General features: G+C 69.0%; 24 protein-coding genes. 1 reads left to right on the top strand and 23 read right to left on the bottom strand.

Annotation, left to right across the window (positions count from 1 at the left end):
• Positions 1 to 69: 69 nt before the first annotated feature.
• From metK to C5O27_RS14415, 15 genes are all read right to left on the bottom strand, one after another.
• Entirely contained in the window at positions 70 to 1,278 is a 1,209-nt protein-coding gene (gene metK, locus C5O27_RS14485; protein ID WP_006357206.1) for a methionine adenosyltransferase, read from the bottom strand.
• A 103-nt stretch (positions 1,279 to 1,381) separates the two neighbouring features.
• The gene (gene coaBC, locus C5O27_RS14480) at positions 1,382 to 2,641 is read right to left on the bottom strand and encodes a bifunctional phosphopantothenoylcysteine decarboxylase/phosphopantothenate--cysteine ligase CoaBC (RefSeq protein ID WP_035751492.1); all 1,260 of its coding nucleotides are present in this window, start codon (positions 2,639 to 2,641) and stop codon (positions 1,382 to 1,384) included.
• Between the two features lie 13 nt (positions 2,642 to 2,654).
• Positions 2,655 to 2,954 (bottom strand): DNA-directed RNA polymerase subunit omega, encoded by a 300-nt coding sequence (gene rpoZ / locus C5O27_RS14475; protein ID WP_006357204.1) that lies wholly within the window; start codon positions 2,952 to 2,954, stop codon positions 2,655 to 2,657.
• Between the two features lie 41 nt (positions 2,955 to 2,995).
• Entirely contained in the window at positions 2,996 to 3,625 is a 630-nt protein-coding gene (gmk, locus tag C5O27_RS14470) for a guanylate kinase (protein WP_187346500.1), read from the bottom strand.
• Between the two features lie 40 nt (positions 3,626 to 3,665).
• Positions 3,666 to 3,980: an integration host factor, actinobacterial type gene (gene mihF, locus C5O27_RS14465; protein ID WP_004021989.1), complete on the bottom strand. Its 315-nt coding sequence runs from the start codon at positions 3,978 to 3,980 to the stop codon at positions 3,666 to 3,668.
• A gap of 484 nt (positions 3,981 to 4,464) precedes the next feature.
• The gene (gene pyrF / locus C5O27_RS14460; RefSeq protein WP_035751488.1) at positions 4,465 to 5,295 is read right to left on the bottom strand and encodes an orotidine-5'-phosphate decarboxylase; all 831 of its coding nucleotides are present in this window, start codon (positions 5,293 to 5,295) and stop codon (positions 4,465 to 4,467) included.
• Between the two features lie 13 nt (positions 5,296 to 5,308).
• Positions 5,309 to 8,644, bottom strand: coding sequence for a carbamoyl-phosphate synthase large subunit (gene carB / locus C5O27_RS14455; RefSeq protein WP_127962988.1), 3,336 nt, complete (start codon positions 8,642 to 8,644; stop codon positions 5,309 to 5,311).
• Entirely contained in the window at positions 8,644 to 9,813 is a 1,170-nt protein-coding gene (gene carA, locus C5O27_RS14450) for a glutamine-hydrolyzing carbamoyl-phosphate synthase small subunit (protein WP_035751485.1), read from the bottom strand. The genes carB and carA overlap by 1 nt, the downstream gene beginning before the upstream one ends.
• Positions 9,810 to 10,430, bottom strand: a complete 621-nt coding sequence (locus C5O27_RS14445) for a PH-like domain-containing protein (protein ID WP_006357199.1) — start codon at positions 10,428 to 10,430, stop codon at positions 9,810 to 9,812. Before C5O27_RS14445 ends, carA begins: the two co-directional genes overlap by 4 nt.
• On the bottom strand, positions 10,427 to 11,737 hold the full coding sequence (locus C5O27_RS14440; protein WP_127962987.1) for a dihydroorotase: 1,311 nt from the start codon (positions 11,735 to 11,737) through the stop codon (positions 10,427 to 10,429). Before C5O27_RS14440 ends, C5O27_RS14445 begins: the two co-directional genes overlap by 4 nt.
• Before the next feature lie 40 nt (positions 11,738 to 11,777).
• Positions 11,778 to 12,728 carry an aspartate carbamoyltransferase catalytic subunit gene (locus C5O27_RS14435; protein ID WP_006357197.1) on the bottom strand — a complete coding sequence of 317 codons (951 nt, stop codon included), beginning with the start codon at positions 12,726 to 12,728 and terminating at the stop codon, positions 11,778 to 11,780.
• Complete coding sequence (gene pyrR / locus C5O27_RS14430; protein ID WP_006357196.1) at positions 12,728 to 13,312, bottom strand: bifunctional pyr operon transcriptional regulator/uracil phosphoribosyltransferase PyrR; 585 nt, start codon at positions 13,310 to 13,312, stop codon at positions 12,728 to 12,730. Before pyrR ends, C5O27_RS14435 begins: the two co-directional genes overlap by 1 nt.
• Before the next feature lie 162 nt (positions 13,313 to 13,474).
• Complete coding sequence (gene nusB, locus C5O27_RS14425) at positions 13,475 to 13,948, bottom strand: transcription antitermination factor NusB (protein ID WP_127962986.1); 474 nt, start codon at positions 13,946 to 13,948, stop codon at positions 13,475 to 13,477.
• Between the two features lie 3 nt (positions 13,949 to 13,951).
• A complete protein-coding gene (gene efp, locus C5O27_RS14420) occupies positions 13,952 to 14,515 on the bottom strand; it encodes an elongation factor P (RefSeq protein ID WP_006357194.1) in 564 nt (187 codons plus the stop codon).
• Between the two features lie 21 nt (positions 14,516 to 14,536).
• Positions 14,537 to 15,652: a M24 family metallopeptidase gene (locus C5O27_RS14415; RefSeq protein WP_006357193.1), complete on the bottom strand. Its 1,116-nt coding sequence runs from the start codon at positions 15,650 to 15,652 to the stop codon at positions 14,537 to 14,539.
• 109 nt (positions 15,653 to 15,761) lie between these two features.
• On the opposite strand from C5O27_RS14415, the gene C5O27_RS14410 reads away from it, so the two are divergent.
• Entirely contained in the window at positions 15,762 to 16,253 is a 492-nt protein-coding gene (locus tag C5O27_RS14410; protein WP_006866341.1) for a B-4DMT family transporter, read from the top strand.
• A 32-nt stretch (positions 16,254 to 16,285) separates the two neighbouring features.
• On the opposite strand, the gene aroB is transcribed toward C5O27_RS14410, so the two are convergent.
• Genes aroB through alaS form a run of 8 tightly spaced genes read right to left on the bottom strand, consistent with a single transcriptional unit; the run spans position 16,286 to position 25,375 of the window.
• Positions 16,286 to 17,398: a 3-dehydroquinate synthase gene (gene aroB, locus C5O27_RS14405; RefSeq protein WP_006356955.1), complete on the bottom strand. Its 1,113-nt coding sequence runs from the start codon at positions 17,396 to 17,398 to the stop codon at positions 16,286 to 16,288.
• The gene (locus C5O27_RS14400; protein WP_127962985.1) at positions 17,395 to 17,958 is read right to left on the bottom strand and encodes a shikimate kinase; all 564 of its coding nucleotides are present in this window, start codon (positions 17,956 to 17,958) and stop codon (positions 17,395 to 17,397) included. Before C5O27_RS14400 ends, aroB begins: the two co-directional genes overlap by 4 nt.
• Entirely contained in the window at positions 17,955 to 19,163 is a 1,209-nt protein-coding gene (gene aroC, locus C5O27_RS14395; protein WP_127962984.1) for a chorismate synthase, read from the bottom strand. The genes C5O27_RS14400 and aroC overlap by 4 nt, the downstream gene beginning before the upstream one ends.
• Positions 19,164 to 19,205: 42 nt before the next feature.
• On the bottom strand, positions 19,206 to 19,601 hold the full coding sequence (locus C5O27_RS14390) for an A24 family peptidase (RefSeq protein WP_127962983.1): 396 nt from the start codon (positions 19,599 to 19,601) through the stop codon (positions 19,206 to 19,208).
• A gap of 51 nt (positions 19,602 to 19,652) precedes the next feature.
• A complete protein-coding gene (locus C5O27_RS14385; protein WP_164905320.1) occupies positions 19,653 to 20,513 on the bottom strand; it encodes a shikimate dehydrogenase in 861 nt (286 codons plus the stop codon).
• On the bottom strand, positions 20,504 to 22,264 hold the full coding sequence (gene mltG / locus C5O27_RS14380) for an endolytic transglycosylase MltG (protein WP_127962982.1): 1,761 nt from the start codon (positions 22,262 to 22,264) through the stop codon (positions 20,504 to 20,506). Before mltG ends, C5O27_RS14385 begins: the two co-directional genes overlap by 10 nt.
• Positions 22,251 to 22,700, bottom strand: a complete 450-nt coding sequence (gene ruvX / locus C5O27_RS14375; RefSeq protein WP_006356961.1) for a Holliday junction resolvase RuvX — start codon at positions 22,698 to 22,700, stop codon at positions 22,251 to 22,253. Before ruvX ends, mltG begins: the two co-directional genes overlap by 14 nt.
• The gene (alaS, locus tag C5O27_RS14370; protein WP_040003916.1) at positions 22,700 to 25,375 is read right to left on the bottom strand and encodes an alanine--tRNA ligase; all 2,676 of its coding nucleotides are present in this window, start codon (positions 25,373 to 25,375) and stop codon (positions 22,700 to 22,702) included. The genes ruvX and alaS overlap by 1 nt, the downstream gene beginning before the upstream one ends.
• Between the last annotated feature and the right edge of the window lie 90 nt (positions 25,376 to 25,465).

Here is a 25,465-nt window from a genome sequence, read left to right as displayed (position 1 = left end):
CGTGCCACCGGCAGCGAATCAGCCGGGACCCGTGCGCCTTTCGGGGGCAGGGACTGCGCCCTTCGCCGGTCAGAGACCGGCGGCCGCGCGCAGCTTGTCCGCGCGGTCGGTCCGCTCCCACGGGAGATCGACGTCGGTGCGGCCGAAGTGGCCGTACGCGGCGGTCGGACCGTAGATCGGACGCAGCAGGTCCAGGTCGCGGATGATCGCGAGCGGACGCAGGTCGAAGTTCTCCTTGATGACGCGCTCGATGACCGCCGGGTCGACGTGCTCGGTGCCGAAGGTCTCGACGAACAGGCCGACCGGTGCGGCCTTGCCGATCGCGTAGGCCACCTGGACCTCGATGCGGTCGGCCAGGCCTGCCGCCACCGCATTCTTGGCGACCCAGCGCATCGCATACGCGGCGCTGCGGTCGACCTTCGACGGGTCCTTGCCGGAGAAGGCGCCGCCGCCGTGGCGGGCCATGCCGCCGTAGGTGTCGACGATGATCTTGCGGCCGGTCAGTCCGGCATCGCCCATCGGGCCGCCGAGGACGAACTTGCCCGTCGGGTTGACCAGCAGACGGTAATCGGAGGTGTCGAGGGACGGCAGGCCGATCTCGGCGAGCACCGCGTCGACGACGTGCTTCTTGATGTCGGGGGCGAGGAGGTTGTCGAGGTCGATGTCGGCGGCGTGCTGGGTCGAGAGCACCACGGTGTCGAGCCGGACCGGGGTGTCGCCGTCGTACTCGATGGTGACCTGCGTCTTGCCGTCGGGACGCAGGTACGGCAGCGTGCCGTTCTTGCGGACCTCGGTGAGTCGTCGCGACAGCCGGTGCGCGAGGGCGATCGGCACCGGCATGAGCTCCGGGGTCTCGTTGGTGGCGTAACCGAACATCAGGCCCTGGTCGCCCGCACCCTGCTTGTCGATCTCGTCCTCGGAGATGCCACTGCGGCTCTCGTGCGAGTCGAAGACGCCACCGGCGATGTCCGGGGACTGCGCACCGATGGCGACGTTGACGCCGCACGACGCGCCGTCGAAGCCCTTGGTCGAGGAGTCGTAACCGATCTCGAGGACCTTGTCCCGGACGATCTTGGGGATGTCGGCGTAGGCGGTGGTGGTGACCTCACCCGCGACGTGGACCTGGCCGGTGGTCACCAGCGTCTCGACCGCGACCCGCGCGTTCGGGTCGTCGGTGAGGATGGCGTCGAGGATCGAGTCGCTGATCGCGTCACAGATCTTGTCGGGATGTCCCTCGGTGACGGATTCGCTCGTGAACAGGCGTGACGAGGTGGTCATCAGATCCTCTCGAGATCTCGCGCGCGGATGTGTCCGGCGCCGTTTGGCAGGTGTCGGCCGGTCGGTGTGGCCGGTGGAGTCACTTTCAAAACTACGGTGCCGCTCAGGCCCCCCGACCATCAGGCACCAGTTGTCGCACTTCGTCAAGTATCCGACTCGACATGAGTGTTTTCGATCCGAAGGGCAGAGCGGTCTCGTCACCTTTGGCGGAAAGCAGCCACCCGGTGTTGTCCTCGGTGCCGAACGCCTTGCCGTCACCGACGGCGTTCACCACGAGCAGGTCGCAACCCTTGCGGGCGAGCTTGGCGCGACCGTGGTCGAGGACCCCGCCGGTCTCGTCCCCGGTCTCGGCCGCGAAGCCGACGATGACGGTCTCGGACGGAATCCGACCGTCGTCCCGCGCATCGACCAGGCCGCGGAGGATGTCGGGGTTGGTGGTGAGCTCGATCGGGGCCGGACCCTGATCGCCCTTCTTGATCTTCGCGTCGGCCACCGCGATCGGCCGGAAGTCGGCGACGGCGGCGGCCATGATGACGACGTCGGCGTCGGCCGCGCGCTTGGTCATCTCCTCGGAGAGTTCCTGAGCCGTCGATATCCGCACGATCTGCACGCCGGCGGGATCGCCCGGATCAGCGGTCGAACCGGCGACGACGGTGACGCTCGCACCGCGCTGCGCGGCCGCACGGGCCAGCGCGAATCCCTGCTTGCCGGAGCTGTGATTGCCCAGGTAACGCACGGGATCGAGAGGTTCGCGGGTGCCGCCGGCGCTGATGAGCACGCGGACACCGGCGAGATCGTAGGGCAGGGCGTCGGCGCGATCGAGGAGAAGCTCGCCGGTGAGCGCGATCTCCTGCGGGTCCGGTAGACGGCCGCGGCCGGAGTCGGTGCCGGTGAGCCGACCCGACGCCGGGGTCATGACCGTCGAGCCCTGCTCGCGCAGCGTCGCGATGTTGGCCTGAGTGGCCGGGTGCTCCCACATCTCGGTGTGCATGGCCGGCACGAACAGCACCGGGCACCGCACGGTGAGCAGCGATGCGGTGAGCAGATCGTCGGCGCGGCCCTGGGCGGCGCGGGCCATGAGGTCCGCGGTCGCCGGGGCGATGATCACGAGGTCGGCGCCCTGGCCCAGACGCACGTGCGCGACCTCGTCGACGTCGTCGAAGACGGTGGTGCTGACCGGGTTACCGCTGAGTGCCTCGAAGGTCGCCTTGCCGACGAACTTGAGTGCGGCGGGGGTCGGCACGACGCGGACCTCGTGCCCGGACTCGGTGAAGTGGCGGATCACCGAGCACACCTTGTATGCGGCGATACCTCCACCGACGCCGATGAGGATTCGGCGTCGCGGCTTGGTCGGTGTGGTCATCCCGACGTCGAGACTATTCGCCCTCGGTGTGCTCGAGCAGGTCGGAGTGGATCTCGCGCATCGCGATCGACAGCGGCTTCTCCTGGAGGCCCGGCTCGACCAGCGGGCCGACGTACTCGAGGATGCCGTCGCCGAGCTGGTTGTAGTAGTCGTTGATCTGGCGGGCACGCTTGGCCGCGTAGATGACGAGGGCGTACTTCGACGAGGCGCGCTCGAGGAGATCGTCGATCGGCGGATTGGTGATACCCAGCGGCGTGTCGTATGCCGGTGCGTCGGCGATCTCGGTGATGTCGAAATTGGTCGGGGTGGTCACACAAACTCCTGCGTCGAGGTCTGGGATGTCAGAGAGGCTGGTCAGGTCGCGGGCGCGGTGGCCTGCTCAGGTCCGACCAGCAAGGATACCAAGTCGGAGGCCGCTCGGTCGACTTCGCTGTTCACGATGACGTGGTCGAACTCGTCTTTGGCGGCCATCTCGACCTTCGCGGTGGCCAGCCGGCGCTCGATCGCCTCGGGACTCTCGGTGCCGCGGCCGGTCAGCCGGGCGACCAGTTCGTCCCAGCTCGGCGGCGCGAGGAAGACGGTGGTCGCCTCGGGCAGTCGGGTGACGACGTTGCGCGCACCGACGAGGTCGACCTCCACCAGAACGGGCTTGCCGGCCTCCAGAGCCGCGAGGACGGGCGCGAGCGGTGTACCCGATCGCTGCAGGCCACCGTGGATCTCAGCCCACTCCAGGAGCTCGTCACCGGCGATCATCTTGTCGAAGTCCTCGGCGGACACGAAGTGGTAGTCGCGGCCGTCGACCTCACCGGGGCGCGGTGCGCGGGTGGTCGCCGAGACGCTGAAGTACAGGTCGGGCAACGCGGCGCGCACCTTGGCGACCACGGTGGACTTGCCGACGGCCGAGGGGCCGACCAAGACAATCAGTCGACCCCTCGTGCGTGCGGCTCCCGCGGTATCCGGCCGGTTGGTCACCGCCGGTCCCACGAGCTCATCACGCTGCCGTGTTCGGTTGCGATGCTCACGCTCAGGAGCTGAACTTCTCGAGCAGAGCCTTGCGCTGACGGTCGCCGAGACCGCGCAGGCGGCGGGTCGGGGCGATCTCCAGCTCGGTCATGATCTCCTGAGCCTTGACCTTGCCGACCTTGGGAAGGGCCTCGAGCAGTGCCGAGACCTTCATCTTGCCCAGGATCTCGTCGTTCTCGGCATCCTTGAGCACCTGCTGGAGATCGGTGCCACCGCGCTTCAGGCGCTCCTTGAGCTCCGCGCGGACGCGACGAGCGGCAGCTGCCTTCTCCAACGCAGCGGCGCGCTGCTCGTCAGTCAACTGGGGAAGGGCCACGGGTTCCTCCGTCTTTCGTTCTTGATTGGGACTGTCATCGTCCGCCCTGAGGCGTCCGACGGCTGTTGCCACACTGGCGGCGCTGCGTCGTCTTCGCAACGATGCGGTCGGGTGGGGTACCCGTCCGGCACCACCGATTGTTGGCGGCGAATGCGACCGTACCGACGTGAGCAGGCATTTGCGAGCGCGACCCCCCGTTTTCGCGGTGTTTTCTCATGTTGTAGTGCACTGCAGCAGTCCGCTCCGGCCCTTCAACCCTTCACTCAGTGTTGCAGCGCTCTGACTACGGGTTTTACCAGGAACCTGCAGGTCACGGCGATGACGCCATCCGCGCAGGTCGGTAGCAATGCGAAAGACACGCGATCGCGTGATTCACTTGCTGAGACGGATGTGACTGGAGTGATGTGACCAGATTCGTCCGGAATTCGATCGCGTTTCGAGCGTGTCGCGCGCTTCCCCGGCGTAGCGCCGGGCCCGCGTCGTCTCAGCCCAGCGCGGCCTCGACCTCGTCGCGCGCCTGCATGAACGCGTCCCGTAGAGCGGCGACGTCGGGACCTGCCCGCAGCACGCCACGCGAGCTCGCCGGCAACACCCAGGCCGGGTCGGCATCGTCGAAGACCACCTTCAGGTCCTCGGCGGTGGCGCCCTGAGCACCCAGGCCGGGTGCCAGGATGGGGCCGTTCAGGCCGGCGAGGTCGAGTCCGTGTTCGCGGGTCGCGCCCACGACGAGACCCACGGTGGCCGTGCCGTCGGCGTTCTCGGCCGCAGCGGCGTCGACGATGGACTGGGCGACCGTCCGCTCCCCTGCCATCGCCTTCTGCACGTCGCCGCCCTCCGGGTTCGAGGTTCGTGCCAGGACGAACACGCCGCGCTGCCCCGCACGAGCCAGATCCAGTGCTGGACGCAGTGATTCGTACCCGAGGTAGGGCGAGGCGGTCACCGAGTCGGCGCAGAGCGGCGAGGCGTCGGCCAACCAGGCCTGCGCGTAGGCGGACATGGTCGAGCCGATGTCACCGCGCTTGGCGTCGGCGATCACCAGGGCACCCGCCTCGCGGCAACCCGCGACGACCCGTTCGAGCACCGCGAAACCCGCGGCGCCGAACGGCTCGAAGAAGGCCACCTGCGGCTTGATCACCGCCGCCGACGGGGCCAGCGCCTCGACGCAGATGTCGGCGAAGCGCGACAACCCGTCGACGGACACGTCCAGACCCCAGTCGGTCAGCAGCGCCGCGTGCGGGTCGATGCCCGCGCACAGGCGTCCGCGTTCGGCCGTCACCTGCCGGTAGCGGGCGCCGAAACCGGACGCCCCCATCATGCCGACACCACCGTCATGACCGGCCGGCCATGTCCGCGTGGCGTCGCTGGATCGAGCGCACCGCGACGTCGCCGTTGATCGCGGCCTCGATGCCCTGGACCGCGGCGCTGGCACCCTGCACCGTGGTGATGCACGGGATGTTGACCGAGACTGCCGCACTGCGGATCTCGTACCCGTCGACGCGCGGGCCGGAGTTGCCGTACGGGGTGTTGATCACCATGGTGACCTCACCGGCGCGGATGATGTCCACAACCGTGCGCTGTCCCTCGGCGGCCTCGAAGTGCTTGAGCACGGTCTCACACTTGATGCCGTTGCGGCGCAGCACATCCGCGGTGCCCTCGGTCGCCAGGATCTCGAAGCCGAGGTCGGCGAGATGCTTGACCGGGAAGATCAGCGCGCGCTTGTCCTTGTTGGCAACCGAGACGAAGATCTTGCCGCTGGTCGGCAGCGAACCGTACGCGGCGGTCTGCGACTTCGCGAACGCGCGACCGAAGTCGGCGTCGATGCCCATGACCTCACCGGTCGACTTCATCTCGGGGCTGAGCAGGTTGTCGACACCGCTGCCGTCGTGGCGACGGAACCGGTTGAACGGCAGGACCGCTTCCTTCACCGAGATCGGCGCGGTCGCGGGAGCCTCGCCGCCGTCTCCGGTCTTCGGCAGGATGCCCTGCTCGCGCAGTTCGGCGATCGACGAGCCGAGCATCACGCGGGCACAGGCCTTGGCCAGCGGCACCGCGGTCGCCTTGGAGACGAACGGGACCGTCCGGCTCGCGCGCGGATTCGCCTCCAGCACATAGAGGACGTCGTCCTTGAGCGCGTACTGCACATTGAGCAGACCCTTCACGCCGATGCCCTTGGCGAGCGCCTCGGTGGAGGTGCGGACCATCTCCAGGTCGGCGCGGCCGAGGGTGACCGGCGGCAGCGCACACGCGGAGTCGCCGGAGTGGATACCGGCCTCCTCGATGTGCTCCATCACGCCGCCGATGTAGACCTCGTCGCCGTCACACATGGCGTCGACGTCGATCTCCACCGCGTCCTCGAGGAAGCGGTCGACCAGCACCGGGTGGTCGGGGGTCAGTTCGGTGGCACGAGAGATGTAGTCCTCCAGGGACTTCTCGTCGTACACGATCTCCATGCCGCGGCCGCCCAGGACGTACGACGGACGCACCAGCACCGGGTAGCCGATGCGGGCGGCGGTGTCGCGGGCTTCGGCGAAGCTGGTCGCGGTACCGAATGCCGGGGCCGGCAGGCCGGCCCCGGTGAGCACCTTGCCGAACTCGCCACGATCCTCGGCGAGGTCGATGGCGGCCGGGCTGGTGCCGACGATCGGGACACCCGCCTCCTCGAGGCGGCGTGCGAGACCCAGCGGGGTCTGGCCGCCGAGCTGCACGATGACGCCGGCCACGGTGCCCGACTGGGATTCGGCGTAGTAGACCTCGAGCACGTCCTCGAAGGTCAGCGGCTCGAAGTACAGACGATCCGCGGTGTCGTAGTCGGTCGAGACGGTCTCCGGGTTGCAGTTGACCATCACGGTCTCGTACCCGGCCTCGCTCAGGGTGAGCGCGGCGTGGACACACGAGTAGTCGAACTCGATGCCCTGACCGATGCGGTTGGGGCCCGAACCGAGGATGAGCACCTTCGGCCGATCCGGCTGCGGTGCGATCTCGCTGGTCGCCGCGGGATCGAGCTCATAGGTCGAGTAGTGGTACGGCGTCTTCGCCTCGAACTCGGCCGCACAGGTGTCGACGGTCTTGAAGACCGGGCGCACACCGAGCGACAGACGATGCGCGCGCACGGCGGCCTCGTCCTCGAACTCCGGACGGAGGGCAGCGATCTGACGGTCGGAGAAGCCGTTCGACTTCGCCTCGCGCAACAGCGCCTCGTCGAGGGTGTCGGCGTCGCGGATCTCCGCTCCGAGCGCGGCGATGCCGCCGATCTCGGCCAGGAACCACGGGTCGATCGCGGTGGCCTCGTAGAGCTCCTCGATCGTGGCGCCGGCGTCGAAGGCCAGCATCAGCTTGTACAGACGCCCGTCCTTCGGCGTCCTGATCTCCTCGAGCAGCGCGGGCAGATCGACGGTCTTGGGGTCGGGCCGGTCGGCCTCCACCCAGAAGCCACCGGCCTTGGTCTCCAGCGAACGCATGACCTTGCCGAGCGCCTCGGCGAAACTGCGGCCGAGACTCATGGCCTCGCCCACCGACTTCATCGTGGTGGTCAGCGTGTCGTCGGCGCCCGGGAACTTCTCGAACGCGAACCGCGGCGCCTTGACCACGACGTAGTCGAGCGTGGGCTCGAAACAGGCCGGGGTCTCCTTGGTGATGTCGTTGACGATCTCGTCGAGGCTGTAGCCGATGGCCAGCTTCGCGGCGATCTTGGCGATCGGGAAGCCGGTCGCCTTCGACGCCAGGGCCGACGACCGCGACACACGCGGGTTCATCTCGATCACGACGAGGCGGCCGTCGCGCGGGTCCTGGGCGAACTGGATGTTGCAGCCGCCGGTGTCGACGCCGACCTCGCGCAGGATGTCGATCGAGAGGTCGCGCATGATCTGGTACTCGCGGTCGGTGAGGGTCATCGCCGGGGCGACGGTCACCGAGTCGCCGGTGTGCACGCCGACCGGGTCGAGGTTCTCGATGGAGCAGACGACCACGACGTTGTCGCGGTTGTCGCGCATCAGCTCGAGTTCGTATTCCTTCCAGCCGAGGATCGACTCCTCGATGAGGACGTTGGCGGTCGGCGAGGCGGCGAGTCCGCCACCGGCGATGCGGTCGAGGTCCTCGTCGTTGTAGGCCATGCCCGAACCGAGGCCGCCCATGGTGAACGACGGGCGCACGACGACCGGGAAGCCGAGCTCGGCGACGGTCTCGCGGACCTCGTCCATGGTGTGGCAGACACGGGAACGGGCGCTCTCGCCGCCGACCTTCTCCACGATGTCCTTGAACATCTGGCGGTCCTCGCCGCGCTGGATGGCGTCGAAGTCGGCGCCGATCAGCTCGATGCCGTACTTCTCCAGCGAGCCGCGATCGTGCAGTGCGACCGCGGTGTTCAGCGCGGTCTGCCCGCCGAGGGTGGCGAGCACCGCGTCGATGGGATGACCGGCGTCGCGCTCGGCCTCGATCACCTTCTCGACGAACTCGGCGGTGATGGGCTCGATGTAGGTGGCGTCGGCGAACTCCGGGTCGGTCATGATCGTCGCCGGGTTGGAGTTCACCAGGCTGACGCGCAGGCCCTCGGCCTTGAGCACGCGACAGGCCTGGGTGCCCGAGTAGTCGAATTCACAGGCCTGGCCGATGACGATCGGGCCGGAGCCGATGACCAGGACGTGGTTGATGTCTTCGCGGCGCGGCATCAGGCACTCGCTCCTTGCGCACGGTCACCCTCGAGCAGGGTGACGAACTTGTCGAACAGATACGCGGCGTCGTGGGGCCCGGCGGCCGCCTCCGGGTGGTACTGCACGGAGAAGGCGCGGCCGGAGAGCAGCTCGAGACCCTCCACGGTGCCGTCGTTGGCGCAGACGTGGCTGACCCGCGCGCGGCCGAAGTCGGAGTCGAACTCCTCCCCCGCCTCACCCTCGAGTGCGAAGCCGTGGTTCTGCGAGGTGATCGAGACCTTGCCGGTGGCGTGGTCGACAACCGGGATGTTGATGCCCCGGTGCCCGAACTTCATCTTGTAGGTGGACCGGCCGAGGGCCCGGCCCAGGATCTGGTTGCCGAAGCAGATGCCGAACAGCGGCAGATCCCGGCCGAGAACGCCGCGGGTGAGCTCGACGACGTCGTCGGCGGTCGCCGGGTCACCGGGCCCGTTCGACAGGAAGACACCGTCTGGCTTGAGGTCGGCGATCGCGTCGAGGGCGACGTTCGCCGGCAGCACATGGGTGCGGACGCCGCGCTCGGCGAACATGCGCGGGGTGTTGGTCTTGATCCCGAGGTCGATGGCCGCGACGGTGAACCGGTGCTGGCCGACCGGCTCGACGATGTAGCCGTCGGTGGTGGTGACCTCGTCGGCGAGCTTGGCGCCCTTCATGTCCGGCTGGTTGCGCACCCGGCCGACGAGTTCGTCGGTGTCGGCCAGTGCCGGTCCGGAGAAGATGCCGGCCTTCATCGAGCCGTGGTCGCGGAGGATGCGGACCACGGTGCGGGTGTCGATCCCGCCGATGCCGACGATCCCCTGTTTGACGAGTTCGTCCTCGAGGGAGGTGGTGGCGCGCCAGTTCGAGACGCGACGCGTGGGATTGCGCACCGCGTATCCGGCCACCCAGATCTTGCCGGAGTCGCCGTCGACCCCGGTGCTGCCCGCGCTGCCGGTGCTCTCGCCGTCCTCGGTGTTCCAGCCGGTGTTGCCGATCTGCGGCGCGGTGGCCACGACGATCTGCCGGTGGTAACTCGGGTCGGTCAGGGTCTCCTGGTAGCCGGTCATCGCGGTGCAGAACACCGCTTCACCGAGGGTCTCGCCCACTGCGCCGAAGCTCCGGCCGGTGAACACCTGGCCGTTCTCCAGCACCAAGACCGCTGTGTTCATTCCTGTGTCCCCTGTCCACTGTCATGCTGCCCGGCAAAGGCATTCACCCAACCGGGATAGATCGATTTGTCGTCTGCGCGGATTCCCGAGTCGATCTCGGTGCCGCTGGGCAGGACCCACCGGATCACCAGGACACCGTCGGCGCTCATGACCTTGCCCGCGATGCCGCGCTCGGTGCGGACCGCCGTGATCGCCTCACGCGGAATCCAGATGTCGCTTGCACCCTGACGGGTGATCAGGATGCCCGCGGCGAACTCGGCGATCGTCGCCGACGCGCGATCGGAGATGTCCCCGACGGCGACGCGGTTCTGCCAACTCGGTGCCATCGTGGAACCGAGGTAGAGGCCGGTGTCGGGGCCGCGCTGCTCCGCCCCGAGATCGGCCGGGGTGGGCGGAAGTTCGCCGATCAGCTCGGCCTGCGCCGCCTGCTTCTTCTTGTTGCCGGTGATCAGCAGGTAGAACATCGACAGCAGGCCGAGCACGATGAGCACGCACACGCCGATGAACCACGCGTTGAACACGAACCTGCCGTAGCCGAGCACGGTGCCGATCACCGAGGCGACCACGACGAGCACGAGGATGCCGGGGATGAGGCCGCGTCGGGCCCGGAGGTTCATCGGGTCACCCGGCCCTCGCGGGTGGTGACCACGCCGCGCAGGACGGTGGCGGTGATGCTCGCCGGCATCGTCATCTCCTCGAACGGGGTGTTGCGCGACAGGCTGGCCAGTTCGTCGCCGCGGACCACCCACGAGGAGTCCGGGTCGACGACGGTGAGGTTGGCCGGCTCACCGACCTCGATCGGGAGGCCCTGATCGGTCAACTCGACGATCTGCGCGGGCCGTTCGCTCATCACCCGTGCGACGCCGCGCCAGTCGAGGAGTCCCGGCTTGACCAGGGTCTCGACGACGATCGGCAGGGCGGTCTGCAGCCCGAGCATGCCCGGCTTGGCCTGGGCGAACTCGCAGCACTTCTCCTGCGCGGCGTGCGGCGCATGGTCGGTGGCCACACAGTCGACGATCCCATCGGCCAACGCCCGACGCAGGGCTTCGGTGTCGCGAACCTCGCGCAGCGGCGGATTGACCTTGTTGACCGGGTCGTAGGTTTCGAGTCTCGAGTCGTCGAGGAGCAGGTGATGCGGGGTCACCTCGGCGGTGATCGCGATCCCCTGGTCCTTGGCCCAGCGCAGCAGCTCGACGGTGCCCTCGGTCGAGGCGTGGCAGATGTGGATGCGGGCGCCGGCGTCGCGGGCGAGCAGCGCGTCGCGGATGACGATCGACTCCTCGGCGGCGCGTGGCCAGCCGGCGAGGCCCAGGCGGGATGCGGTGGGGCCCTCGTTGGCGACGGCACCGACGGTCAGGCGCGGCTCCTCGGCGTGCTGCGCGATGAGCACACCGAGTCCGGTCGCGTACTCCAGGGCGCGGCGCATGAGCAGCGGGTCGTCGACGCATTTGCCGTCGTCGCTGAACATCCGGACGCCCGCGGCGCCGGCGTTCATCATGCCCATCTCGGCGAGCTGGCGGCCCTCGAGTCCGACGGTGACCGCACCCACCGGGTAGACGTCGACGAGGCCGACCTCGCGGCCGGAGCGCCATACGTTGTCGGTGACGGTCGAGTTGTCGGCGACCGGGCTGGTGTTGGCCATCGCGAAGACCGCGGTGTACCCGCCCAGGGCGGCGGCCTCGGAGCCGGACCGGATGGTCTCGGTGTCCTCGCGGCCGGGTTCGCGCAGATGCGTGTGGAGGTCGACGAAACCGGGCAGCAGCACCCCGCCCTTGCCCTCGATGCGCTCGGCGCCCGCGGGTGCGGACAGTTCGGGGCCGATCTCGGTGATCACGCCGTCGACGACGAGAACGTCGACCGGCTCACCTTCGCCGTAGGGGCGAACATCACCGAGCAGGACGGTTCCGGTTGCCGGGGCGGTCACTTGCGAACTCCTGACGTGCTGGGGGTGGGCGTACTCGGTGTCACAGCTGGGCTCCCGCCGAATCGGAGCCGACGAGGAGGCGGAAGAGCACCGCCATGCGGACGTGCACGCCGTTGCGGACCTGGTCGAGGACGGTGGCCTTCGGCGAGTCGGCGACCGACCAGCCGATCTCCATGCCGCGCAGCATCGGGCCGGGGTGCAGGACCACCGCGTCGTCGGAGAGCATCGCCAGGCGGCGGTCGTTGAGACCGAAGCGAACCGCGTACTCGCGGGGGCTCGGGAAGAACCCGCCGTTCATCCGCTCGGCCTGCACGCGCAGCATCATCACCGCGTCGACGGCGGGCAGTTCGGCGTCGAGGTTGCCCGAGACGGTGACCGGCCACTCGCCCACTCCCGCCGGGAGCAGGGTCGGCGGGGCGACGAGGACGACCTCGGCACCGAGGGTCGACAGCAGGTGCGCGTTGGACCGCGCGACGCGCGAGTGCACGACGTCGCCGACGATCGCGATGCGACGCCCGTCCAGCGACCCGAGCCGCTGGCGCAGGGTGAGCGCGTCGAGCAGGGCCTGCGTCGGATGTTCGTGCGTGCCATCACCGGCATTGATGATCGCCGGGCCCTCACCGTCGGAATCGGTGGTCCAGTCGGCGATCTGGGCGGGCGCACCCGAGGCGGGGTGGCGGACGATCAGCGCGTCGGCGCCGGCGGCGTGCAGGGTCTTGACCGTGTCCCGCAGCGATTCGCCTTTGCCCACCGAGGAACTCGACGCGCTGACGTTGATGACGTCGGCGCTCATCCACTTGCCGGCGACCTCGAAGGAGACGCGGGTGCGGGTCGAGTTCTCGTAGAACACCGTCATGACGGTCCGGCCGCGCAGCGTCGGGAGCTTGCGGACCTCGCGGCCCGTCAGTGCCTGCTCGAAGCGCTCGGCGTCATCGAGGAGCGCGGTGGCCTCGTCGCGGCTGAGATCCTGCGTGGAGAGCAGATGCCGCATCACGAATCACCCTCGGCGGCAACGACATCGGCGCCGGAACTCAGGACGACCTGGTCGATCCCGTCGTGTTCGGTGAGGTGCACCGACACCTGCTCGTCTCGAGCGGTGGGGATGTTCTTGCCGACATAGTCGGCGCGCAGCGGCAATTCGCGGTGGCCGCGATCCACCAGCACCGCGAGCTGAACCGCGGCGGGGCGACCGAGATCACGCAGCGCGTCGAGCGCGGCGCGGACCGTGCGTCCGGAGTAGAGCACGTCGTCGACGAGGATCACGATCGCGCCGTCGACGCCACCGGCCGGGACCATTGTCCGTTCGAGTGGGCGATGGGGCTTGCCGCGCAGATCGTCGCGGTAGAGGGTGATGTCGAGGTAGCCGACCGGCACCTCGACATTGGCGAACTCGCCGATCTTGGAACCCAATCGGGTCGCGAGAGATGTTCCGCGAGTGGGGATTCCGATGAGAACGACGCGCGGGGCGTCAGGCGAGTCCAGAGCTGTCTTCTCGATCACCTGGTGTGCGACACGGGCAATCGTGCGCGACACGTCAGCGGCATCGAGCAGCACCCTGGGGGCGGGGCTGGCCAAAGCCGACCTCCTTCTCCGCCTCGCAGGACGGATCGTTAAAGGATGTCTGTCTTGCGACACTTTACACCGCGTCGCGAGACAGACGAATTCCCGCGACCTGCGCCACAGCAATCGGTCCCGGTCGCGAACGCGACCGGGACCGATGGCATGAGATCTTCGGTACTACTCGGGGTCACCCGACGGCCGCGGCTCGGCGGACGCGGCGGCTCGGACCTGCGGCGCGAGCTCGGCGATCTTGGCGAGCACTCCGTTGACGAAGGCCGGCGAGTCGTCGGTGGACAGCTCCTTGGCGAGCTCCACCGCCTCGTCGACCACCACGATGGTGTCGACGTCGAGCGAGTTGAACAGCTCCCAGGTCGCCAGGCGCATGATGGCGCGGTCGACGGCGGGCAGACGCTCCAGCGTCCACTCCCGCAGATGGGAGGAGATGACCGCGTCGATCTGGTCCTGATCGTCGGCGAGACCGTTGATCACCGTGGCGGTGTAGTCGTGGATCGAGCCGACGCTCTCGTCGCTGCGGACGTACTCACGGCGTTCGGCGACGAGCTGCGCGGGGCTGACCTTCTTGGCCTCGGCCTCGAAGAGAAGGTCGACCGCGCGCCGCCGCGCCTTGTGTCGGGTTCCGGGTTGTTTCACAGGTCAGGAGTTGACGCGGCCGAGGTAGCTGCCGTCACGCGAGTCGACCTTGAGCTTGTCACCGGTGTTGATGAACAGGGGCACCTGGATCTCGGCACCGGTCTCCAGCGTGGCGGGCTTGGTGCCGCCGGTGGAGCGGTCACCCTGCAGACCCGGGTCGGTCTGGGCGACGACGAGCTCGACGGTGACCGGGAGTTCGACGAACAGCGGGTTGCCCTCGTTGAGCGAGACCTGGACGGTCATGTTCTCGAGCAGGAAGCGTGCGCCGTCGCCGACGACGGCCGGCGGCAGCGAGAACTGCTCGTAGTCCTGTGCGTCCATGAAGACGTAGTCGGTGCCGTCGTTGTACAGGAAGGTCATGTCCCGACGGTCGACGGTGGCGGTCTCGACCTTGACGCCGGCGTTGAAGGTCTTGTCGACGGTCTTGCCGCTCAGCACGTTCTTGATCTTGGTGCGCACGAACGCGGGGCCCTTGCCCGGCTTGACGTGCTGGAACTCCTGGATCTGCCAGAGCTGGTCGTCCATGCGCAGCACGAGGCCGTTCTTGAAATCGGCGGTGGTCGCCATGTGGTGTTTCTTCCCTTGCAGTCAGATGACGGTGAATGTCTTGTCGGTGGTGGTCAACAGTTCCGGGTCGCCTTGTGTGACGACCAGGGTGTCCTCGATCCTGACCCCACCCCATCCGGGTAGGTACACACCGGGCTCCACGGTGACCGCAGCACCGCATGGCAGTGTACCCGCAGCGAGTTTGCCGATTCCCGGCGCTTCGTGGATCTCGAGGCCCACGCCGTGGCCGAGGCCGTGCACGTAGTGGTCGCCGTGCCCCGCCTCGTCGATGACGTCGCGCGCGGCGGCGTCCACCTGCCGTAGATCCGCACCCGGGCGCAGAGCCGCCCGTCCGGCGGCCTGCGCGGCGGCGACGAGGTCGTAGATGTCGCGTTGCCAGTCCGCAGCGCGACGCAACACGAAGGTGCGGGTCATGTCGGAGTGGTACCCGCCGACGACTGCACCGAAGTCGATCTTCACGAGATCGCCGTCGGCCAGTGCGGTGTGCGTGGGCCGGTGATGCGGGATCGCCGAATGCGCACCGGCGGCCACGATGGTCTCGAACGCGATGCCGTCGGCGCCGAGGCGGTACATCTCGAACTCCAGCGCACGGGCGGCCTGACGTTCGGTGGTGCCGGCACGCAGGACGCCGTCGGCGATGATCTGGGCGAGTGCGGCGTCTCCGATCGCGCAGGCGGCACGCAGCAGCGCGATCTCCCCCGCGTCCTTGACCGAACGCAGCGCCTGCACGACGCCGGTGAGGCCGACCAGTTCGACACCGGAGTCCTCGGTCGATGCGGTCAGGGCACGGTGGCCTGCGACGGTCTCGGCGTCGGCCTCGAAGCCGATCCGCGACGCACCCGCGGTTCGCGCGTGGACGACCAGCGCCGGCACGCAGGCCCGTTCGATGACGGACTCGACGTCCGGCACCTGCGCGGCGACCTGGGTGAGGTAGCGGCCGTCGGTGGCGATCCGGTCCCCCGCGGGATCGGACACGTCGATGAGAACCGCCGCGTTGGACCCCGTGAAGCCGGTCAGATAGCGGACGTTGACGAGGTCGGAGACCACGAACGCCGACACCTGCTCGGCGTCGGGACGCTCACGTAACTGGCTCCGCAGCCGGTCTCGCCGGGCTGCTGTGTCGTGGATGATCGGCACCCGGGCAACGCTACGGCGGGACGACGCACAGTGCGAACCCGGCACGCTGGACCGGCCGGATCGACCGGGTGTGTCGGCGATCACGGCACAGATGCGTAGTATGACGCGCATGTCTTCGTGGTTGGTACGCGGTCTGACGATGACCGCCGTTCACGTCCTCGCCCGGATCCTGCTCGGTGTCGCGGTGGTCGAGGCCCCGCTGAACTCCACCGTGTGGCGCACCGTCACCATCGCGGCGGTCGTCCTCATCGCCTTGGTCTGGGGCGGTTTCGACGGCATCCGTGATGCCCGCGCCAACCCCGATCCGGACGACTACGAGGACCTCACCGTCCGCTGGCTGAAGGCGGGTGTCATGGCCGGTGTGATCGCCGGACTGATCTCCTGGATCCTCGGCAACACGGTCCTCGCCGGCATCGGCCAGGCCGGCCTGTTCGTCGAGCTGATCGCCGGCGCCTCGTTCACCGCGCTGCTGGTGTTCGTCCCGGCGTTCGTCGGTGCGGCCATCGGCCGCTGGCTGATCCGCCGCGACCAGAACAAGGGCGCCCCCGAGGACGACTGGTCGGTCCACGAGGACCGTCACGCCGACGCGACCGCGCAGTAGAGCCGGTTCGCTCGTTTCTGGCCGAGTAGCGGCTAGAGCAGGACCGACGTGCTCTTGCCCGCCCCGCCGGCGACGGCCGAGTAGGCGGCGGCGAGGAGGCCCGGATCAGGTCCCTCGAGACGGCCCGGCTTGGCCAGCCCGTCGAGCACGACGAACCGCAGCACACCGGAACGGTTCTTCTTGTCCCCCGCCATCCCCTCGAGCAGGTCGGCGAAGGCATCGGGATCGTAGGTCGTCGGCAGGCCGACGAGTTCGAGCACCGACTTGTGACGGTCGGCGGTCGCGTCGTCGAGACGCCCGGCCAGGCGCGCAAGCTCGGCTGCGAACACCAGGCCCACCGACACCGCGGCGCCGTGACGCCAGCGGTAGCGCTCCCGGCGTTCGATCGCGTGGCCCAGGGTGTGGCCGTAGTTGAGGATCTCGCGCAGTGAGGACTCCTTGAGATCCGCTGACACGACGTCTGCCTTCACCTGCACCGACCGGCGGATCAGATCCGGGAGGACCGGGCTGGTGGGGTCGAGCGCGGCCTCCGGGTCGGCCTCGATGATGTCGAGGATGGTCGGATCCGCGATGAAACCGGTCTTGATGACCTCGGCGAGCCCGGCGACGATCTCGTTGCGCGGCACGGTCTCGAGGGTGCCGATGTCGATCAGGACCGCGTCGGGTTCGTGGAACGAGCCGACGAGGTTCTTGCCCGCCTCGGTGTTGATGCCGGTCTTGCCGCCCACCGCGGCGTCGACCATCGCCAGCAGCGTGGTCGGGACGTGGATGACGCCGATGCCGCGCATCCAGGTGGCCGCGACGAATCCGGAGACGTCGGTCGCGGCACCGCCGCCGAGGCTGATGACCTTGTCGTTGCGCTTGAGACCGATCCGGCCGAAGACCTCCCAGCAGAAGGCGGCGACCGAGAGGTCCTTGCCCGCCTCGGCGTCCGGGATCTCGATGCGGTGGGCGTCGAAGCCCTTGTCCGCCAAGAACTCCCGGATCTGCTCGGCGGTCTTGTTCAGCGGCGGCTGATACAGGATCGCGATGCGGTCGGCGCCGGCGGCGGCCTCGGCGACCTCGCCGAGCAGCCCGCGGCCGATCGTGACGTCATAGGGCGCACCCGCGTTGACGCGGATCGCAACGGGTTCGATGTCGGTCATTCTGGTGTCCTCACGTCGAGTTCGCGGGCGAGTTCGGCGACGATGGCGTCGGCGACGGCGTCCGGGGCGGCGTCGGCGTCGACCTCGAAGGTGCACACCGACGAGTAGATGTCGGTGCGCTCGGCGAGCAGTTCCGCGTAGCGGGCGGCCGGGTCCTCGGTGGCGAGCAGCGGGCGGTCGGTGCCGGACACCCGCTCATAGCCGCGTTCGGGGCTGACGCGCAGGTAGACCACCCGCTGGTCGGCCAATGCGTCGCGGACACCCGCCGTGGTGACCGCGCCCCCGCCGAGCGAGACCACCCCGCCGTGATTGTCGAGGACGTCGCAGACGACGTTCTCCTCGATCGTGCGGAAGCCGTCGACCCCGTCGGATTCGAAGATCTCCGGGATGGAGCGCCCCGTACGCCGGACCAGTTCGATGTCGGTGTCGACGAAGTCGACCCCGAGCCGGTCGGCGAGCAGTCGCCCGACGGTCGACTTGCCGGCGCCCATGAAGCCGATCAGCACGGCGCTGGGTCGGCGCCCTGTGGTCGCCCGTGTGGGGGTCGGCGTCTGGGTCATGGGCGCGGCGGGCGCGCGTGGACGGCAGTCAGGTAGGCGCCGAGGTTGGTGGCGGTCTCGGCGACCGAGTCGCCGCCGAACTTGTCCAGTGCCGCCTGGGCGACGACGAGCGCCACCATGGCCTCGGCGACCACACCGGCCGCGGGCACGGCGCACACGTCGGAGCGCTGGTGGATCGCGCTGGCGGTCTCCCCCGTCTCCATGTCGACCGTCGACAGGGCGCGCGGCACCGTCGAGATCGGCTTCATGGCGATGCGGACGCGCAGGTCCTCGCCGTTGGTCATGCCGCCTTCGAGGCCGCCTGCACGGTTGGTGGAGCGCAGCACGCCGTCGGGTCCGGGGACCATCTCGTCGTGGGCCTCGCTGCCGCGGCGGCGGGCGGTGGTGAAGCCGTCGCCGACCTCGACGCCCTTGATGGCCTGGATGCCCATGAGGGCGGCGGCCAGACGTGCGTCGAGGCGGGTCTCACCGCTGACATGCGAGCCGAGGCCGACGGGCACTCCGGTGGCGACGATCTCCACGACGCCGCCGAGGGTGTCGCCGTCCTTCTTGGCGGCTTCGATCTCGTCGATCATCGACTTCTCGGCGGCGGCGTCGAAAGCGCGGACCGGGCTGGCGTCGATGGCCTCGAGGTCGCTGTAGCGGGGCGGCGGGCCGACGTAGGGATCACTGGCGCCGATCGAGATGACGTGCGAGACGACCTCGATGCCGAAGACCTGACGCAGGAAGTTGCGGGCGACGGTGCCGGCGGCGACGCGTGCCGCGGTCTCGCGGGCGCTGGCGCGTTCGAGGACCGGACGGGCGTCGTCGAAGCCGTACTTGAGCATGCCCGAGTAGTCGGCGTGGCCGGGACGCGGACGGGTCAGCGGCGCGTTGCGTGCGCTGCCCTCGAGTTCGGCGGGATCGACCGGGTCGGCCGACATGACGGTCTCCCACTTGGGCCATTCGGTGTTGCCGATCTCGATCGCCACCGGACCACCCATCGTGCGACCGTGGCGTACGCCACCGATCACGGTGACCTTGTCGGCCTCGAACTTCATCCGCGCGCCGCGGCCGTAGCCGAGGCGACGGCGGGCGAGCTGTTCGGCGATGTCCGACGAGGTCACCTCGACCCCGGCGACCATGCCCTCGACGAGGGCGACCAAGGCGGGCCCGTGGGATTCTCCGGCAGTTATCCAGCGCAGCACAGTGATCAATTGTTCCATGTGCCCCACAACTCCCCGACAGCGGTCGTGGGGCGGGCGCCGTCAGGCCAGATCGGACACGACGATCAGCGCGCCGACGAGCGCCGGGGCATGTGCGTGTCCCCCCGTCGATCCGCGACGCCCGATGCTCACCACGGAGATCATCAGCGCCACGAGGGAGGCGCACGCCACCATGATCATCGCGGTGTCCCAGCGCAGCGCGAGACCGCCGCAGGCGAAGGCGAGCTTCACGTCACCGCCGCCGCACCACCCGGCCGTGAACGTCAGCAGGTACGGCGTCGCGGCAGCCGCTGCGGCGAGCCCCACGGCGGGCTGGGCGACGGCGACGACAGCCACCGCGCAGAGTCCTGGCCAGACCATCGCATTGGGGATGCGCCGGGTGCGTGCGTCGGTGACGGCGATCGTGAGCAACCAGAGCAGGATCGCGGGTTCGGCCATGTGCCGAGCATCGCGCGCATCCGGGCAGGATCGCGGACGGTCTCCACAGCCTCAGGCGTTGGGTATGAGCACCTGCGTCATCGCCTCGCGGGGTGCCGGGAGCCCGGTGAACAGCTCGACCTGACGGAAGGCCTGGTTCAGCAGCATGACCAGTCCCCCGATGACCACTCCACCGGACGCCTCGACGGTGGCCGCCAGCGGCGTCGGCCAGGGGTCGTAGATCACGTCGACGACCTTGCCCGCGTGGGCGATTGCGGGCGCGAGCGTCCCGGCGGCCGGTGCGGGCACCGTCGACACCACCACAGACGCAGCGCGGCAACGGTTTTCGAGCACAGTCCCGGCGTCGAAGGGGACGACCTCACCGGTGATGCCGAGGCGCTCGCACAACTCCAGGACGGACGCGGCCCGGCCGGCGTCGCGCGCGACGACCGAGATCGTCGAGACGCCGACCTCGGCGAGCGCCATGACGGTCGGCAGCGCCGTGCCGCCCGCGCCGACCACGACCGCGTCGGGTGCGGCCCCCGCGGCGATGTCGGTGTCGACGCCGAGTTCGGCCAGCGCTCCCGTCATGCCGTCGATGTCGGTGCAGTCGGCCCGCCAGCCGTCGTCGACGCGGACGAGCGTGTTCGCCGATCCGACGAGTTCGGCCCGCTCGGTCCGTTCGGTCGCGAAGTCCAGGGCGGCCAGCTTGTTCGGCATGGTCACCGAGAACCCGATGAACTCCGGTGCCGCGCCGGAGACGATCTCGGGCAGCCGATCGGCCGTGCACTCGATCCGGTCGTAGGTCCAGCCGTCGAGACCGAGCGCCCGGTAGGCGGCCAGGTGGACGGCAGGCGACTTGGAATGCGCGATCGGCGAACCGAGGACCGCCGCCCGGCGACGGTCACCGTACGGCGAACGGCTCACTGGCATCCCGTCGACACGAGCTTGTTCTTGCAGGCGACAGTGCGGTTGCGCTTGTGTTCCTCGAAGGTGTTCGCGAACAGCGTGGTGCCCGCGGTGTCGACGGTGACGAAGTACAACCACGAACCCGGAGCCGGGTCGAGCATCGCCTCGAGTGCCGGGACACCGACGGCCGCGATCGGGGTCGGCGGAAGACCCTTGTAGCGGTAGGTGTTCCACTCGTTGTCCGCCTTGTAGGCCTCACCGTGCACATCGATGTTGGTGACGGCGGCGGTGTAGTTCTGCGTCGAGTCCATCTCGAGCCGCTGATCCTCGTCGAGCCGGTTGCGGATGACGCGGGCGACCTTCGGCGCATCTTCGACGTGCCGGACCTCGCGTTCGACGATCGACGCGGCGATCAGCGTCTCGTAGGGCGACAGTCCGGACTTGTTGTTGTCCACCAGACCCCACTGATCGAACATCACCGCGCTCTTGGAGATCATCTCGTTGAGGATCTGCACCGCGGTGTGATCGGGTTCGACGCGTTCCCAGGTGGCGGGCGCGATCAGGCCCTCGACGCGGCGGTGGTCGCCGGTCATCGACGCCACGTTCTCCTTCGCCCAGTCCGGCACCCCGAGGGCCTCGGGGGTCGAGGTGGCGGCCGCCTCTTCGAGCTGGGCCACGGTGACACCCTCGGGCTGACCGTTGACCTCGGTCGCCGTCGCGTCCTGGATCAGCTGGAAGATGCCCGGCGTGATCTTGCCGTCGATGCCGGTCTTGGAGTCGAGCTGCAGACCCGGCGGGATCACCACCCGTCCGACGCGGTGCTGGGCGCTGTCGTCGGTGAGCATCTCCACTGCGGTCGATGCCGGGATCTGGGTCCGCATCTTGTAGAGGCCGCCGGACATGGGCTGACCGTCCGCGGCGTCGATGAAGGCGCGCACGCTGCCCACGACATCGGCGTCGACCAGGATCCGGCCGAAGTCGGACAGGGTCGAGTTCTCCGGGATGTCGACGATCACGTCGCTGGCACCGGCGGTGTTGGTGTAGTCCTTGCGCGACTCCAGGACTCCCATGGAACGCAGACCGTAGTAGCCGACGCCGCCGACGAGGGCGAGCATGAACACGATGGCGAGTGCCAGCACCACGCGACGCTTCTTCTGGTTCTCCCGGTTGCGTCGGCGCGGGCGTCGTGGCGCCGCGGCCGGCTCCGCGTCGTCGGCACCCGGCCACCAGTCGTCCTCGTCGCGCGCACGCGGTCCACGCGGCGTCGTCGCCACGGGCTCGGGGTGTGCGGGCTCGCCGTACGCAGGCTCGTCGTAGGTGGGCTCGTCGTACGCGGGCTGGGCGTCGACGTCACTGAACTCATGGTCGTCGTACCGGGGTTCGACGTATTCCGGTTCGGGCCGGCGCGGGGGGGCCGGCGGCGGAGGTGCCTGCTGTGCACGCGGCGGCTGCGGGGGTTGACCGCCCGGCGGAATCCGGACGGGCTGCGCACGTCCCGGAAACCCACCCGGCCGGCCACTCTGGGCCGGGGGCGTGGGCTCGCCGGGCTGCGCGGGCGGGGCTGCACGCCGGCGACGATGCCGGGTGTGTGACGCACCCTCGCCGGGCTGCGTGAAGTACCGCAGACGCTCCGGATCCATACCCTCGGCACCGCTTTGGTGCGCGTCGGCACGGCGTCCCTGGCTGTCCCGGTGTCGCGTGCGACGCCGTTCTTCGGTCACCGCCGGCTCCCCTCCCGACTCTGTCGAGGGATCATCGGACTCACCGTCGCGCATCCAGCCATCCCTGAAGGATAGCGACCGCCGCGGCTTGGTCGATGACTCCTCGTGATGACTTCACCGTCCGGCCGCTCGCGTGCAGCGCCTGCTGCGCGGTCACGGTGGTGAATCGTTCGTCCTGCCAATGCACCTCGGCCGGCGCGATCCGCTCGGCGAGTCGATCACCGAAGGCGCGTGCGGTCTCCGCCGCGACCCCGGTGGTGTTCTTCAGCGTCTTCGGCAGCCCGATGACGACGCCGATCGCCCCGTATTCGGCGACCAGTTCCACGATCCGATCGAGATCGGTTGTGGCAGAGGGTGTTCGACGGACAGTCTCCACCGGTGTGGCGAGAATCCCGTCGGGGTCGCAGACCGCGACACCGATCCGGACGCTCCCGACGTCGATACCGAGGCGGCGGCCTCGTTGCAGGCGCGGATCCTGGTCGATGGGCATCAGCCGACGAACTCGCGGATACGCGACAGGGCGGCGTCGATCCCGCCGGGTTCGGTTCCCGAGCCCTGGGCGAGGTCGGGCTTGCCACCACCGCGGCCACCGACGAGCGGCGCCACCTCCTTGACCAGATCACCGGCCTTGATCCCGGCGTCGCGGGCCGCGGCGGTCGTGGCGATCACGAACGGCACCTTGGCATCCGGTCCGTCGCCGCTCGGCGAGAACAGGGCTATCACGGCCTGGCGGTCGGCGACCCGGCCCCGCAGATCGGTGACGACCGAACGCAGTCCGTTGGCGTCGAGTCCTGGGACACGCCCCTCGACCACGAGCGTGGAACCCACGGTGGTCGCGGTGTCGAGGAGACCCGACACGGCCGCCTGCGCCTGCTCGGCACGCACCCGGGCGAGTTCCTTCTCGGCATCGCGCAGCTTGGTGACGAGCTGCTCGACGCGGCCGGGCACTTCCTCGGACGGCACCTTCAGCGACGACGCCAGACCGGCGAGCAGAGCACGCTCCTTGGACAGGAAGCGGAACGAATCCATACCGACGTAGGCCTCGACGCGACGCACACCGGAACCGACGGAGGACTCGCCGATGAGGGTGATCGGACCGATCTGCGACGACGACACGACATGCGTGCCACCGCACAGTTCCATCGAGAACGGGCCACCGATCTCGACGACACGTACGACGTCGCCGTAGTTCTCACCGAAGAGTGCCATCGCACCCATCGCCTTGGCCTCGTCGAGTCCGGTCTCGAAGGTGTTGACCTGATAGTTGGCTTCGACCGCGGCGTTGGAGATCTCCTCGATCTCCCGACGCTGCGACTCGGTCACCGGGCCGCTGGCGTTGAAGTCGAAGCGCAGGTAACCCGGGCGGTTGAGCGAACCCGCCTGTGTCGCACCGGGTCCGAGGACCTCGCGCAGCGCGGCGTGCACCATGTGGGTGCCCGAATGGCCCTGCGTGGCGCCGTGACGCCAGGCGGTGTCGACGGCGGCGAGCACCTCGTCGCCCTCCTCGATCTCGCCCTCGTCCACGCGGACCTTGTGCAGCCACACCGACTTCCCGACCTTCTGCACATCGGTGACGGACAGGCGCACACCGGAACCGGTGGTGATGGTGCCGACGTCGGCCATCTGGCCGCCCGACTCGGCGTAGAGCGGCGTGCGGTTGAGCACCACGGTGAGTTCCTGCCCGGCCGTCGCCACGGGCACCCGGGCGCCGTCGGCGACGAGACCGAGAACGCGTGCCTCGGAGACGAGTTCGTCGAAGCCGGTGAACTCGGTGGGTCCGCGGTCGAGGAAGTCGCGGTACACGCTCAGGTCGGCGTGCCCGGTCTTGCGGGCGGTCGCGTCGGCCTTGGCGCGCTGCTTCTGCTCGGCCATCAGGGCGGTGAAGCCCTCCTGGTCGACCTCCAGCCCGGCCTCGGCCGCCATCTCGAGCGTGAGGTCGATCGGGAAGCCGTAGGTGTCGTGCAGGGTGAACGCGTCGGCCCCGGTGATGGTGGTGCTCGCGGACTTCTTGGTGGCGGTCGCGGCGTCGGCGAAGAGCTTGGAGCCCGCGGCGAGGGTCTTGGCGAAGGAGGTCTCCTCGCCCACCGCGACCTTCACGATGTCGGCACGCCTGGTCTCGAGCTCCGGGTACGACGGGGCCATCAGGTCGATGACCTTGCCGATGATCGTGCCCATGGTCGCCTGGTTGTCCCCCGCTCCCAACAGCCGCATCGACCGCACGACGCGGCGCAGGAGGCGACGCAGCACGTAGCCGCGGCCGTCGTTGCCGGGCAGCACGCCGTCGCCGATCAGCATCGCCGAGGTGCGGGCGTGGTCGGCGATCACGCGGAAGCGCACGTCGTCGGCATGCGAACCGGCGCCGTAGGCGCGGCCGGTGAGCTCGGCGGCCAGGTCGATGATCGGCTTGAGCAGGTCGGTCTCGTAGACGTTGTCGACGCCCTGCAGGATGCAGGCGACGCGCTCGACACCCATGCCGGTGTCGATGTTCTTCTTCGGCAGGGGCCCGAGGATCTCGTAGTTGTCCTTGCCGCCGCCCGGACCGCGGACGTTCTGCATGAACACGAGATTCCAGATCTCGATGTAGCGGTCCTCGTCGGCCTCCGGGCCGCCCTCGACGCCGTAGTCGGGGCCGCGGTCGTAGAAGATCTCCGAGCACGGACCGCAGGGGCCGGGGACGCCCATCGACCAGTAGTTGTCCTTCAGGCCGCGACGCTGGATGCGCTCGGCGGGCACGCCGATCTCGTCGCGCCAGATGGCCTCGGCCTCGTCGTCGTCGAGATAGACGGTGGGCCACAGCTTCTGCGGGTCGATGCCGTAGCCGCCGTCGGAGACGCTGTTGGTCAGCAGGGTCCAGGCGAAGTTGATGGCCTCGCGCTTGAAGTAGTCGCCGAAGGAGAAGTTGCCCGCCATCTGGAAGAAGGTGTTGTGGCGGGTGGTGATGCCGACCTCGTCGATGTCGAGGGTGCGGACACACTTCTGGACGCTGGTCGCGCGGTCGTACGGCGGGGTCTGCTCGCCCAGGAAGTACGGCTTGAACGGAACCATGCCGGCGTTGACGAACAGCAGGTTGGGGTCGTCGAGCAGCAGCGAGGCACTGGGCACCTCGGTGTGGCCGGCCTTGATGAAGTGGTCCAGAAAACGCTTCCGGATGTCATGCGTCTGCACTGTTGGTCTCGTCCTCGCCGTTGGTTGTCGCGACATCCCAGAGTACCGTCGGCGCGTCGCGGAACCGGTCCCGGGCGTCATACCCCGGCA

This window comes from Gordonia alkanivorans (genome assembly GCF_004011905.1).
Classification (GTDB): Bacteria; Actinomycetota; Actinomycetes; order Mycobacteriales; family Mycobacteriaceae; genus Gordonia; species Gordonia alkanivorans.
Note: the sequence above shows the minus strand (reverse complement) of the source record. Positions and strands in the feature narration are given on the sequence as shown.